The organism is Streptomyces sp. NPDC028711 (assembly GCF_055565415.1).
This window is the reverse complement of sequence record NZ_JBVHUJ010000010.1, coordinates 71,053-83,710: the sequence shown is the minus strand read 5'-3', so window position 1 is coordinate 83,710 and position 12,658 is coordinate 71,053. Positions and strand designations below refer to the sequence as shown.

Here is a 12,658-nt window from a genome sequence, read left to right as displayed (position 1 = left end):
GGGCGCTGTCCCCCTCCCGTGACGGGAGGAGGGCAGCGCCCTCGGTCGTTCAGCCGTGCGTCAGTGCGCGGCCGGAACGTACGGCGCGAGCATCGCCGCGAGCTCCTCGTGCACCCGGGCCTTGAGCAGGGTGCCCTCCGGGGTGTGCTCCTCGGACTCGACCTCGCCCTCGGCGTGCACCCGGGAGACCAGACCGCCGTGCGTGTACGGCACGAGGGCTTCGAGCTCGACCTGCGGGCGGGGCAGCTCGGAGTCGATGAGCGCGAGCAGCTCCTCGATGCCCTGGCCCGAGCGGGCCGAGACCACGATGGAGTGCTTCTCCATACGCCGCAGGCGCTGGAGCACCAGCGGGTCCGCCGCGTCCGCCTTGTTGATGATGACGATCTCCGGCACGTTCACCGCGCCGACGTCCCGGAAGACCTCGCGCACGGCGGCCAGCTGCTCCTCCGGGGCGGGGTGCGAGCCGTCCACCACGTGCAGGATGAGGTCGGACTCGCCGACCTCCTCCATGGTGGAGCGGAACGCCTCGACCAGGTGGTGCGGCAGGTGCCGGACGAAGCCGACGGTGTCGGCCAGGGTGTAGACCCGGCCGGTGGGCGTCTCGGCCCGGCGGACGGTCGGGTCGAGCGTGGCGAACAGCGAGTTCTCCACGAGGACGCCCGCGCCGGTGAGCCGGTTGAGCAGGGAGGACTTGCCCGCGTTGGTGTATCCGGCGATGGCGACCGACGGCACCTTGTTGCGGCGGCGCTCCTGCCGCTTGATGTCGCGGCCGGTCTTCATCTCCGCGATCTCGCGGCGCATCTTCGCCATCTTCTCGCGGATGCGGCGCCGGTCGGTCTCGATCTTGGTCTCACCGGGACCACGGGTGGCCATGCCGCCACCGCCGCCGCCACCCATCTGCCGGGAGAGCGACTGACCCCAGCCGCGCAGGCGCGGCAGCATGTACTGCATCTGCGCGAGCGCGACCTGCGCCTTGCCCTCTCGGGACTTGGCGTGCTGGGCGAAGATGTCGAGGATCAGGGCGGTCCTGTCGACCACCTTGACCTTGACGACGTCTTCGAGGGCGATGAGCTGGCCGGGGCTGAGCTCACCGTCGCAGACGACGGTGTCGGCGCCCGTCTCGACCACGATGTCGCGCAGTTCGCGCGCCTTGCCGGAGCCGATGAAGGTCGCCGGGTCCGGCTTGTCACGGCGCTGGATCACGCCGTCGAGTACGAGGGCGCCCGCCGTCTCGGCGAGGGCCGCGAGCTCCGCGAGGGAGTTCTCCGCGTCCTGGACGGTCCCCGAGGTCCACACACCGACCAGCACGACGCGCTCCAGGCGCAGCTGTCGGTACTCGACCTCGGTGACGTCCTCGAGCTCGGTGGAGAGGCCGACGACGCGGCGCAGCGCCGCGCGCTCGGAGCGGTCGAACTGGTCGCCGTCCCGCTCTCCGTCGATCTCGTGGCTCCAGGCGACGTCCTCTTCCATCAGGGCATCGGCCCGAAGGCTCTCGGTACGGCTCGTCTCCGCGAAGCTCTGCTCGTCCTGGGAAGGGGAAGAAGAGGAGGGCATTTGATCCTTACGTCGATTGCTTCACGTCGATTGCCTCGGTGAAGCGATGAGTCTGATGCCGTCACAACGCGCCCGGCCACCGGAAGATTCCCGGGCCGTCGGCCGCGTCGCCGACCTGACGATGGTGCCATGGCCCCGCCGGGCCCGTCACCCGGGTTTCGGGGCGGTCCCCGCGGCCTTCGCCGGGTTGCTTCGCCAGTCCGGGTGCCCCGGCATCGGCGGGGTCTTCGCCTCGTACAGCCAGGCGTGGAGGAAGGCGGTGAGGTCGCGTCCGGCGATCTCGGAGGCCAGGGCGGTGAAGTCGGCGGTGGTGGCGGTGCCGTCCCGGTGGTCCGCGACCCAGCGGCGCTCCAGGCGCTGGAAGGCCTCGGTGCCGATCTCCTGGCGGAGCGCGTAGAGGATGAGGGCGCTGCCGTCGTACACCACGGGCCGGAAGAGGCTGATCTTGTGGGTGGGCGAGGGGGGCTCGGGGGCCGCCGGGGGGCCGCCGTCGGCGCGCCAGCCGTCCGAGGCGGCGTAGGCGGCCTTCATGCGCCGCTCCAGGGACTTGCCGGCGGTCTCCTCGGCGTACAGCGCCTCGTACCAGCTGGCGTGCCCCTCGTTGAGCCACAGGTCGGACCAGGTACGGGGCGAGACGCTGTCGCCGAACCACTGGTGGGCGAGCTCGTGCACCATGATCGAGTCGACGTACCACTCCGGGTAGCGCGGTTCCGTGAAGAGGCGGCGCTCGAAGAGGGAGAGGGTCTGGGTCTCCAGCTCGAACCCCGTGTCGGCGTCCGCGACGAGCACCCCGTACGTCTCGAAGGGGTACGGGCCGACCTGCCGCTCCATCCATTCCACGTGCCCGGGGGTCCGGCGCAGCCACGGCTCCATGACCTCCCGGTCCGCGGTGCGCACCACGTCCCGCAGGGGCAGGCCGTGGGGGCCGGCCCGGTGCACGACGGTGGAGCGGCCGATGGAGACCTGGGCGAGCTCCGTGGCCATGGGATGGCGGGTGCGGTACGTCCAGGTGGTGGTGGCGCCCCGGGTGACGCGGCCGGCGGGCAGGCCGTTGGCGACGGCGGTGAGCTCGCTGGGGGCGGTGATCCTGAAGGTGAAGTACGCCTTGTCCGCCGGGTGGTCGTTGGACGGGAAGACGCGGTGGGCGGCGTCGGCCTGGTTGGCCATGGCGAGACCGTCGCCGGTACGGACCCAGCCACCCGTGTCGGCGGGGCCACTGGGGTCACTGGTGTGGGTGACCGTGATCTCGATCGGATCACCGGCGTCGATGGGCACGGCGGGGGTGATGACCAGGTCCTCGCCTCTGCCGGTGTACGCGGCGGGCAGGTCGTCGACGGTGACGGCGGAGACCGTGCCGTGGGTGAAGTCGAGGTTGAGCCGTTCCAGGTCGTCGGTGGCGACCGCGTCGATCCGGGTCACGGCGGTGAGCGGCTCGGTGTTGACCCCGCGATAGGTGAGGTCGAGGTCGTACGCGCGGACGTCGTAGCCGGGATTGCCGAGGTACGGGAAGAGGGGGTCCCCGATGCCGAGCGGCGCCGGGGCGGGCAGCGCGGCGGCGACGAGCCCCGCCGACGCGGCGACCAGGACGGCGGAGCGGAGCCACCGCGCGCGGGGCAGGGGGGTTCGGACGAGCGGCATGGGCCAGGCCTTTCCGGAGGACTGGCCCTACGGCTACCAGGGCTCCGCCCGCTCCCCCGGGCGGCGCGCTCGCTCGCCACCCGAAGGGGGTCATGGGCCGGGGGGCGCGCGCACTGCGCCCCGTGCGCCGGGGGCGGTGCGCGACGCGCGCGTGGACTCAGGCCCGGCGTTGCCGGGGCGACGTCTTGTGGCGGGCTCGCGACACGTCGTAGACGCCCGGCACGTCCCGCATCGCCCGCATCAGGGCCGCGAGTCGGGCCACGTCGGGCAGATGGAGGGTGTACGTGTGGCGGACCCGCTGCTCGCTGGGGGGCTCGACGGTCGCGGAGACGACGGCGGCCCCGGCGACGGCGATGGCCTCGGTGAGGTCGGCGAGGAGGCCCGGCCGCCCGAAGGACTCCGCGATCAGGGTCACCCTGCCCTGTGCCGTGTCGCCCCAGCGGACCGCGACGGGATCACGGCCCAGCCTGCGCATGGTCTCGATGGCCGCGCAGCCCGTCCGGTGGACGGTGACGGACCCGCCGCGCACCCGGAAGCCGGTGATCTCGTCCGGCGGTACGGGGGTGCAGCAGCCGGCCGGACGGACGGCCACGCGGGGCTCCCCCTCCAGGTCGGCGTGGAGCTCCGCGCCCGAGCGGTGGTCGGCCGTGACGTGGACCTGGGGCCGGGCGCCGGTGGTGGCGGCGGGGGCCGCGGCGCTCTCGGGGTGCGCCCGGAGCCAGCCCGTGATCGCGATCCGGGCGGCGGGGGTGCGGGCGTGGTCGAGCCAGTCGGGGGACGGCCCCGAGACGGCGTCCTGGGCGAGCAGCAGCTGCACGGTGTCGCCGTCGCGGAGGACGGTGCTCAGCGGTGCGAGGCGTCCGTTGACGCGCGCGCCCAGGCAGGCGTGGGCCGCCTCGCCGTGCTGGGCGTAGGCGGCGTCGACGCAGCTGGCTCCGGCGGGGAGGCTGATCGTGCCGGGGGCGCTGCCGTCGGCGCGGAAGACGGTGATCTCGTCGTCCTCGGCGAGGTCGGCGCGGAGCGAGGTCCAGAACGTGTCCGGGTCGGGCGCGGACTGCTGCCAGTCGAGGAGCCGGGAGAGCCAGCCGGGGCGAGTGGGGTCCGCACGCTCACCGTCCTCGGCCGGAGACGCGGGGGCGTCCGGCTCAGCGGTGGAGTGCTCCGCCTGGGTGGTGGCGCCTTCGTGCGTGTGGCGGTCCTTGGGGCGCTGCTGAGTCGTGGAGCGCCGGGGGGTGGTGGGGCTCTGCGGAGACGTGGGATTCTGCGTCGCAGTGGTGGAGCTCTGACCCATGGAGCCCTGAGCGGTGGAGCCCTGAGCGGTGGAGCGGGGGCGGCCTGCGGAGTGGGGGCCGTCGGCGTGGCCGGAGCGGTCGGTGGGGCCGAGGCGGTCCGTCGTGTCGGCCCCCTCGACGGTGCCGGGCCCGCCGCTGACGTCGGCCTCGGGAGCGGTGCCGGGCTCGGGAGCGGGGCCCGGCCGTCCGTCCGTCATCGTTCCGGATCGTGCGGGCGTGCCCGGCCCCTCGGCATGGCCCGGGAGGGGCGACGCGGTTGTGGCCGAAGGGCCGGTGCTTGCCGACTGCCCCCCGGCTTCCTGACCGACGTGCGGGTTGCCGAGGGCGACGACTCCCGCCTCCGCGACCTTGTGCATCTGGTGGGTCCGGATGAGGACCTCGGCGACGGCGCCGTCGGGGGCGGCGATCGCGGTGTGCAGGGACTGGTACAGGTTGAACTTGGGAGCCGCGATGAAGTCCTTGAACTCGGAGATCACCGGAGTGAAACAGGTGTGGAGCTCGCCGAGGACGGCGTAACAGTCCGCGTCCTCGGCGACGAGGACGAGAAGTCGTCCGAAGTCGCAGCCGCGCAGTTCGCCGCGCTTGAGGCGGACCCGGTGGACGGAGACGAAGTGCCGTGGGCGGACGAGGACTTCGGCCCCGATGTCCGCCTCGCGCAGGACCGCCGACACCTGTTCCGCGACGGCGCCGAGCGCGTCGGCCGCGTGCGGGTTCCCGGCGATGAGCGCACGGGTGGTCTCGTACTCCTCGGGGTGGAGGATCGCGAAGACGAGGTCCTCAAGCTCGGTCTTGAGGGCCTGGACGCCGAGCCGTTCGGCGAGCGGGATGAGGACGTCGCGGGTGACCTTGGCGATCCTTGCCTGTTTCTCGGGCCGCATCACCCCGAGGGTGCGCATGTTGTGGAGCCGGTCGGCGAGTTTGATCGACATCACCCGGACGTCGTTGCCGGTGGCGACGAGCATCTTGCGGAAGGTCTCGGGTTCGGCGGCGGCGCCGTAGTCGATCTTCTCGACCTTGGTGACGCCGTCGACCAGGTAGGCGACCTCGTCGCCGAACTCGCGGCGCACCTGATCGAGCGTCACCTCGGTGTCCTCGACGGTGTCGTGGAGGAGGGAGGCGGTCAAGGTCGTGGTCTCCGCGCCGAGTTCGGCGAGGATGAGGGTCACCGCGAGCGGGTGGGTGATGTACGGCTCGCCGCTCTTGCGGAACTGGCCGCGGTGCGAGGACTCGGCGAGCACGTACGCCCGGCGCAGCACCGTGAGGTCGGCCTCGGGGTGCTGGGCGCGGTGCGCCTCCGCGACATGACTGATGGCGTCGGGCAGGCGGTCACGGGACGCCGGTCCCGCGGTGGCGCCGAGGAGTGCGGCGCGGCCCAGCCGGCGCAGGTCGATCCTGGCGCGTCCGCGTCTGCGGACGGTCGTATCGGTGACGGCGGCTTCCGCCGCGCTCACAGGGTTGGTGGCCTCTGCGCTCATGGGGCACCTCCGGCAACGTCGACCGGCGGTGGGCGGGCCAGGCGTGCCCGGGGGGCCGGTGCTTGATGCTACCGACCCCACCACGCGGCGCAGTCGCGCTCTCGCTCAGCGTGAATCGGATCACCCATTCGAGCGACACATCAGTCGTTGACTGTTTCGATTTCGTCGCTTTCTTCGATTCCGCCGAGCCACGCGGGGTCGACGGTGCCCGCGGCGACGATCACGGCGGGGCCCGTCATGTCGATCCGCCCGTCGGGGTGCTCGGTGATCACCAGGCTCCCGCCGAGCACGTCCACGGTGTACGTGACCGGGGTGCCGCTGACGGCGGGGTCGGCGCCGTCCCGGCGCGCGGTGGCGACGGCCACGGCACAGGCGCCCGTGCCGCAGGAGCGGGTCTCGGCCGCGCCGCGCTCGTGGACGCGCATGGCCACGTGGCGGGGGCCGCGGTCGGCGACGAACTCGATGTTCACGCCGTCCGGGTAGACCGCGGCGGGCTCGTACGGCGGCTCCGTGAACAGGTTGCCCGCGTGGCCGAGGTCCTCGACGAAGGCGACCGCGTGGGGATTGCCCATGTTCACGTTCCGCGCGGGCCAGCTGCGCTCGCCGACGGTGACGGTCACCCCGGCCTCGGGGAGGACCGCGCGGCCCATGGCGACGGTGACGGAGCCGTCCTTGTCGAGGTGGACGCGCTTGACCCCGCCGCGGGTGGCGACGGCCACCTCGCCCGCGGTGACGTGCCCGGCGTGCTCCAGGTAGCGGGCGAAGACCCGGACCCCGTTCCCGCACATCTCGGCGACCGAGCCGTCGGCGTTCCGGTAGTCCATGAACCACTCGGCCTCGTCGGCCATGTGCCGCGCCTCCGGGTGGGCGGCGCTGCGCACGACGTGCAGCAGTCCGTCGCCGCCGATGCCGGCCCGCCGGTCGCAGAGCCGTGCGACGACCGCGGGCGGCAGGTCGACGGCGTTCTCCGCGTCGGGGACGATCACGAAGTCGTTCTCGGTGCCGTGGCCCTTGAGGTACGGGAGCGGCGAGGTCAGCGTGCTGGTCACGAGCTCAACTGTACGGGGTGGTGCCGACCGGCGGCCGGGTCGTCCACAGGGCGGTCGCGCGAGGGGAGGACGAACGACAGGACGCTTCCGGCCCGTGCTCCCGGGTCGTGCGAGTCCGGTCGGCGCGGGCGGGCGACGCGGGCCGGGCTGCCCCGGCTTCCGGTCAGCGCAGGCGGGCGACGCGCCAGACCGCGAGGGCCACCAGGGCCGTGGTCGTCGAGGCGTACAGGGCGAGGTACCGCCAGTTCGGGCGCTCGCCCGAGCCGCGCCGCGGGAGACCCGGCCAGGTGTAGCCGACCTTGCGGGCGGCCATCATGCCCCAGCCCGCCGCGCAGGAACTGATGAGCAGTCCGAGCATGGCGAGGACGGCGCCGCCGTCCCCCGAACCGAAGGCGAGCGGGAAGGCGAACATCAGCGAGCCGACGGCGGCGAGGGCCACGATCGGGGCGAGTTGCCAGATCCGCAGCCTGCGCTGGGGACGGAGCTCGACCTCGACCTCGTCGGCGTCCACCTCGACGGCGGTGCCCGCCACGTCGTCGGGACCGTCCGGGGTCAGTCCCGGGGTGCCGACCGGAAGGTCGCCGTCCGTCGGACGGCCGTCCGGGGTGTCACCCGTCGGCTCACCGAGCGCCGCTCCGTGCTGTTCTCTGTCGCGAGGGCCGGCCTCCATCGCCACGCGCCCTCCCCACTCGGACTCCACTTGGTCGATCGATGCTCGATGATGGCACGCTCCTGACCGCCGGAATGACGGGCAGGGCGTCCCGATGCCATCACGTGATCAGGCTGTAACCGCTCGTTCGACCAACGACAGCGCCTCTCCAGGGAGTTCCCCCCGGTGATCGGCGGCTCCGCTGAGCCAGTGGACGCGCGGGTCGCGGCGGAACCAGGAGTCCTGGCGGCGGGCGAAGCGCTTCGTCGCGCGCACGGTCTCCGCGCGCGCCTCGTCCTCGGTGCACTCCCCCGCGAGCGCCGCGAGGACCTGCTGGTAGCCGAGGGCGCGGGCCGCCGTGCGCCCCTCGCGCAGGCCCCGGGCCTCCAGGGCGCGCACCTCGTCGACGAGGCCCGCCTCCCACATCCGGTCCACGCGCGTGGTGATCCGCTCGTCCAGCTCGGGGCGGGCCACGTCGACGCCGATCTGCACCGTGTCGTAGACGGAGTCGGGACCCGGCAGGTTGGCGGTGAACGGCTTGCCGGTGATCTCGATCACCTCGAGCGCCCGGACGATACGGCGACCGTTGCTGGGCAGGATCGCGCCGGCCGCCTCGGGGTCGGCCTCGGCGAGCCTGGCGTGCAGGACGCCGGAGCCACGCTCCTCGAGGTCGGCCTCGAGCCGGGCCCGGACGGCCGGGTCGGTGCCCGGGAACTCCAGGGCGTCGACGGCCCCCCGTACGTACAGACCGGAACCGCCGACGAGGACGGGGGTGCGGCCCGCGGCGAGCAGCCGGTCGATCTCGGCGCGGGCGAGCCGCTGGTACTCGGCGACGCTGGCGGCCTCCGTCACGTCCCAGATGTCGAGGAGGTGGTGCGGGACGCCGCCCCGCTCCTCGGGCGTCAGTTTGGCGGTCCCGATGTCCATCCCCCGGTAGAGCTGCATCGAGTCCGCGTTGACGACCTCGCCCCCGAGTTGCTGGGCCAGGAATACACCCAGATCGGACTTTCCGGCTGCCGTGGGGCCGACGACGGCGATGACCCGCGGGGCGGGAGCTGCGCTTCTCACCTCCCCAGTCTCGCAAACCTCCCGGCCCGTCCCCGAATGAGCTACGTGACGGGCCCCATCCGACTTCGTTGCCTGTTGCGAGGTTCCGGCCGTCGATCGCCACGGAACCCCTCCCATCCGAGTACGCTATGGAGTGAATATGGGCGTTTTTGCAGTGTTTCGCCGTAAGAAGAAGGATGTGGCGGCGGTCTCGCCGGAGTCGGAGGAAGCCGGGGCCGTCGCTCCGACGGAGGACGGCGACGGGAAGTCCGGGGTGGACGCCCCGGAGGCCGTGGCCGCGACCGGAGCGGCGGAGGCGGAGGACACGGCCGAGGTCGCGGAGGTGGCCGGGAGCGCGGACGGTACGGAGGACGCGGAAGGCGTCGACGTGGACGAGGCGGTGGCCGGTTCGGTCGCCACGGAGGCCGTGGAGATCCCGAAGCAGCAGTCGGCCGAGGCCGCCGCGGACAACGAGGCGGGCGAAGGCGCCCGTCGCTAGGCCCCCGGGGTCCTGGGGGCAGGACACGGAACTCGGACCCCACGGGGGTCCGCGGAGGGAAGGTGCCCCATGGGTCTCCTGGATTCGCTGAAGGCCAAGCTCAGCCCGGCCAAGGAAAAGGTCGCGGACCTCGCGCAGCAGCACGGGGAGAAGATCGACCACGGCCTGGACAAGGCGGCGAGGCTGGTCGACGAGAAGACCAAGGGCAAGTACAGCGACAAGATCCAGTCCGGCACGGGCAAGGCGAAGGACGCCCTTGACCGGATCGGTCACAAGGACGACGGGACACCGGGTACCCCCGGGGCCGGCGGTACGCCTGGTACCTCCGGGACCGGTGGCACACCTGGTACGCCCGGGACCGGCGGTACGCCCGGGACCGGCGGTACGCCCGGGACCGGCGGTACGCCCGGTACGCCCGGGGCCGACGGTACGCCCGGTACGCCCGGTACGCCGGGGAGTGGCGGCACGACCCCGCCGCCCGCCGCCTGACGTCCGGCGTCATCCCTCAGTCCCTCCGCACGGCGGACGGCCGCGGAGCACCTCGCTCCGCGGCCGTCCGCCGTTTGCCGTCGCCGTCCCTCAGGACCAGGCCGCGACGAAGTACCCCACGCCGTACGGCGCGTCCTCGAAGAGCAGCCGGCCGTCGAGTCCCGCGTCCTCGGCGGCGCCCGCGAGGACCTGCCAGGGCGCGCGGCCCGCCACCTTCAGTTCGTACGCCGCCTCCGGGTCCAGGGCGAGCAGCGCGGCCACGTCGGCCGTACCCAGCGCCCGGGCGGCCTGCGCGTCGAAGCCCTCCGCCCGCTCGTCCAGATACCCCGGGGCCTTGACGGTCCGGCAGGCGCTGCCGTCGCCCATCACCAGGAGGGCGACCCGCTCGGCGGAGGCGGCGAGGCCGCGGCCGATCCCGGCGCAGACGTCGGGCGTGGCCGACTCGTCGACCCCCAGGCCCTCGATCGGCGCGTCGGCCCAGCCGGCCCGGCCGAGGAGCCAGGCCCCGACGGCGAGGGACGGGGGCAGGGGCCGGTCGGTGGCCGGCGCGACACCGGTCGGTTCCTCGTCGGCGGGGCGGTCGCCGGCCGGGGCCTCGCCAAGCCGTACGGAGAGGTCGACGCCGAACGCGGCGAAGGAGCCGGCGGACCCTGCCGGGAAGACGCCGTACGCGCCCTCGGGCGCGGGTCCCACGACGTACAGCCGGTCGGGGCGGGCGGCGGCGAGCAGCCCGACGGCGTCCGCACAGGCCGTGCGCGCGGCGTCCAGCTCGGGGGCGGCGCCGGTCGCGACCTCGGGCACGAGGAGCGGCGGGCAGGGGCAGACTGCTGCGGCGACAAGCATGATCCGCAGCCTACTGCGCCACTCCGACGGAGCGGCTGCACTGACGCACCGGGCCGGTCGGTGCCGGTCGGCGCAGGGCGTACTCGCGCGTCGGCCGTCTTCGCCGTACCGGCGCATCCGTCGCCTTCGGCGTTCTCGCGTACCCGCCGCCTTCGCCGTACCCGCGTACCCGCCGCCTTCGCCGTACCCGCGTACCCGCCGCCTTCGCCGTACCCGCGTAACGCCGCCTTCGGCGTACTCCCGGACCCGCTGCCTACGCGCCCGTCGCCTCGGGGTACCGAGGGGCTCGCCCCCGTACTTCCGGCGCGCACGCGATCTGCCCGCGCGCCGGCGGTTCCCCGCGGTGGTCCTGGCAGGTCGGTCAGTGGCTGCCGCAGGCCGGGGCCTCGGCCGTGGGGAGCGGTTCCGGGACGCCGATCTTCGGCAGTCCGAGGAGCACGCCCGCCGGCTTCGCGGCGGCCTCGGCGGTGCGCTTCTCCCAGGCGTCACCCGCGCGCGTACGGCGTACCGACGCGACCGGGCCCTCGGCGAGCAGGTGGTGCGGGGCGGCGTACGTGATCTCGACGGTCACCACGTCGCCGGGGCGGACCGCCTCGTCGGGCTTGGTGAAGTGGACGAGCCGGTTGTCGGGGGCGCGGCCCGAGAGCCGGTCGGTGGCGCCGTCCTTGCGGCCCTCGCCCTCGGCGACCATGACCTCGAGGGTGCGGCCGACCTGCTTCTTGTTCTCCTCCCAGGAGATCTCCTCCTGGAGGGCGACGAGCCGCAGGTAGCGCTCCTGCACGACCTCCTTCGGGATCTGGTTCTCCATGTCGGCCGCCGGGGTGCCGGGGCGCTTGGAGTACTGGAAGGTGAAGGCGTTCGCGAAGCGGGCCTCTCGGACGGCGTGCATCGTCTGCTCGAAGTCCTCCTCGGTCTCGCCGGGGAAGCCCACGATGATGTCGGTGGAGATCGCCGCGTGCGGGATGGCCGCGCGGACCTTCTCGATGATCCCGAGGAAACGCTCCTGCCGGTACGAGCGCCGCATCGCCCGGAGGATCGAGTCCGAGCCGGACTGCATCGGCATGTGCAGCTGCGGCATGACGTTCGGCGTCTCGGCCATCGCCGCGATCACGTCGTCGGTGAAGTCGCGCGGGTGCGGGGAGGTGAAGCGGACCCGCTCAAGGCCCTCGATCTGCCCGCAGGCGCGCAGCAGCTTGGAGAACGCCTCGCGGTCGCCGAGGTCGGAGCCGTACGCGTTGACGTTCTGGCCGAGCAGCGTGATCTCGGAGACGCCCTCGGCGACCAGCGCCTCGATCTCGGCGAGGATGTCGCCGGGGCGGCGGTCCTCCTCCTTGCCGCGCAGGGCGGGGACGATGCAGAAGGTGCAGGTGTTGTTGCAGCCGACGGAGATCGACACCCAGGCGGCGTACGCGGACTCGCGGCGGGTCGGCAGCGTGGAGGGGAACGCCTCCAGGGACTCGGCGATCTCGATCTGCGCCTCCTCCTGGACGCGGGCGCGCTCCAGGAGGACGGGCAGCTTGCCGATGTTGTGCGTGCCGAAGACGACGTCGACCCAGGGGGCCTTCTTGACGATCGTGTCCCGGTCCTTCTGGGCGAGACAGCCGCCGACGGCGATCTGCATGCCGGGGCGCGTGGTCTTCATGGGGGCGAGCCGGCCGAGGTTGCCGTACAGCTTGTTGTCGGCGTTCTCGCGGACCGCGCAGGTGTTGAAGACGACGACGTCGGCGTCCCCGTCCGAGCCCTTGGGAGCCCTGACGTAACCCGCCTCTTCCAGCAGACCGGAGAGCCGCTCGGAGTCGTGGACGTTCATCTGGCACCCGTAGGTGCGGATCTCATAGGTCTTGGTGCCGTCAACGCTCACTGCGGTGCTCCGGTCGCTGCTGCTCGTCATGCGTCCAAGGGTAGGCGGTCCGGGGAGGGCCTCCGCCCGGGTCCGGCACGGCGTACGACGGAGGGGCGGAGGGGCATCCGGCCGGAGGTGGCAGCCGCACCCTGCGGTTTTCCGCAGGGTCGGGGGTGCGGAGAACATCACCGGGGTCGGCGGCAACCCTCATACCGTCGCCGGGCGGCGGTTCCTCAGTTCGATGACGAAGCGCGGGGCACCCGCCCCGCGTCGCCTCCCC

Annotated in this window: 10 protein-coding genes; 2 read left to right on the top strand and 8 right to left on the bottom strand. The window is 73.2% G+C overall.

Annotation, left to right across the window (positions count from 1 at the left end):
• Positions 1-60 precede the first annotated feature (60 nt).
• The 6 genes from hflX to miaA form a co-directional block, all read right to left on the bottom strand.
• Positions 61-1,554 carry a GTPase HflX gene (hflX, locus tag ACZ4VK_RS27590; RefSeq protein WP_468357461.1) on the bottom strand — a complete coding sequence of 498 codons (1,494 nt, stop codon included), beginning with the start codon at positions 1,552-1,554 and terminating at the stop codon, positions 61-63.
• Positions 1,555-1,701: 147 nt separating this feature from the next.
• Positions 1,702-3,192: a M1 family metallopeptidase gene (locus ACZ4VK_RS27585; protein WP_468357458.1), complete on the bottom strand. Its 1,491-nt coding sequence runs from the start codon at positions 3,190-3,192 to the stop codon at positions 1,702-1,704.
• Positions 3,193-3,349: 157 nt separating this feature from the next.
• A complete protein-coding gene (locus ACZ4VK_RS27580) occupies positions 3,350-5,959 on the bottom strand; it encodes a RelA/SpoT family protein (RefSeq protein WP_468357455.1) in 2,610 nt (869 codons plus the stop codon).
• A 140-nt stretch (positions 5,960-6,099) separates the two neighbouring features.
• On the bottom strand, positions 6,100-7,008 hold the full coding sequence (gene dapF / locus ACZ4VK_RS27575) for a diaminopimelate epimerase (protein ID WP_468357452.1): 909 nt from the start codon (positions 7,006-7,008) through the stop codon (positions 6,100-6,102).
• Positions 7,009-7,171: 163 nt separating this feature from the next.
• Positions 7,172-7,678 carry a hypothetical protein gene (locus tag ACZ4VK_RS27570; RefSeq protein WP_468358009.1) on the bottom strand — a complete coding sequence of 169 codons (507 nt, stop codon included), beginning with the start codon at positions 7,676-7,678 and terminating at the stop codon, positions 7,172-7,174.
• Between the two features lie 108 nt (positions 7,679-7,786).
• Positions 7,787-8,725 carry a tRNA (adenosine(37)-N6)-dimethylallyltransferase MiaA gene (gene miaA / locus ACZ4VK_RS27565; protein ID WP_468357449.1) on the bottom strand — a complete coding sequence of 313 codons (939 nt, stop codon included), beginning with the start codon at positions 8,723-8,725 and terminating at the stop codon, positions 7,787-7,789.
• 139 nt (positions 8,726-8,864) lie between these two features.
• Between miaA and ACZ4VK_RS27560 the strand changes: the two genes are divergently transcribed.
• Together ACZ4VK_RS27560 and ACZ4VK_RS27555 are read left to right on the top strand one after the other, a co-directional pair.
• Entirely contained in the window at positions 8,865-9,203 is a 339-nt protein-coding gene (locus tag ACZ4VK_RS27560) for a hypothetical protein (RefSeq protein ID WP_468357447.1), read from the top strand.
• Between the two features lie 69 nt (positions 9,204-9,272).
• Positions 9,273-9,692, top strand: coding sequence for an antitoxin (locus ACZ4VK_RS27555; RefSeq protein WP_468357445.1), 420 nt, complete (start codon positions 9,273-9,275; stop codon positions 9,690-9,692).
• A gap of 90 nt (positions 9,693-9,782) precedes the next feature.
• Here the strand turns inward: ACZ4VK_RS27555 and ACZ4VK_RS27550 are convergent, their stop codons facing one another.
• Together ACZ4VK_RS27550 and miaB are read right to left on the bottom strand one after the other, a co-directional pair.
• The gene (locus tag ACZ4VK_RS27550; protein WP_468357443.1) at positions 9,783-10,535 is read right to left on the bottom strand and encodes a class III extradiol dioxygenase subunit B-like domain-containing protein; all 753 of its coding nucleotides are present in this window, start codon (positions 10,533-10,535) and stop codon (positions 9,783-9,785) included.
• Between the two features lie 361 nt (positions 10,536-10,896).
• Positions 10,897-12,426, bottom strand: a complete 1,530-nt coding sequence (miaB, locus tag ACZ4VK_RS27545; RefSeq protein ID WP_468357441.1) for a tRNA (N6-isopentenyl adenosine(37)-C2)-methylthiotransferase MiaB — start codon at positions 12,424-12,426, stop codon at positions 10,897-10,899.
• Positions 12,427-12,658: the final 232 nt, after the last annotated feature.

Excerpts from the sequence above, each read along its gene's own strand:
- hflX (WP_468357461.1), bottom strand. The coding sequence starts at position 1,554 with ATGCCCTCCTCTTCTTCCCCTTCCCAGGACGAGCAGAGCTTCGCGGAG.
- ACZ4VK_RS27585 (WP_468357458.1), bottom strand. The coding sequence starts at position 3,192 with ATGCCGCTCGTCCGAACCCCCCTGCCCCGCGCGCGGTGGCTCCGCTCC.
- ACZ4VK_RS27580 (WP_468357455.1), bottom strand. The coding sequence starts at position 5,959 with ATGAGCGCAGAGGCCACCAACCCTGTGAGCGCGGCGGAAGCCGCCGTC.
- ACZ4VK_RS27570 (WP_468358009.1), bottom strand. The coding sequence starts at position 7,678 with ATGGAGGCCGGCCCTCGCGACAGAGAACAGCACGGAGCGGCGCTCGGT.
- ACZ4VK_RS27560 (WP_468357447.1), top strand. The coding sequence starts at position 8,865 with ATGGGCGTTTTTGCAGTGTTTCGCCGTAAGAAGAAGGATGTGGCGGCG.
- ACZ4VK_RS27555 (WP_468357445.1), top strand. The coding sequence starts at position 9,273 with ATGGGTCTCCTGGATTCGCTGAAGGCCAAGCTCAGCCCGGCCAAGGAA.
- ACZ4VK_RS27550 (WP_468357443.1), bottom strand. The coding sequence starts at position 10,535 with ATGCTTGTCGCCGCAGCAGTCTGCCCCTGCCCGCCGCTCCTCGTGCCC.
- miaB (WP_468357441.1), bottom strand. The coding sequence starts at position 12,426 with ATGACGAGCAGCAGCGACCGGAGCACCGCAGTGAGCGTTGACGGCACC.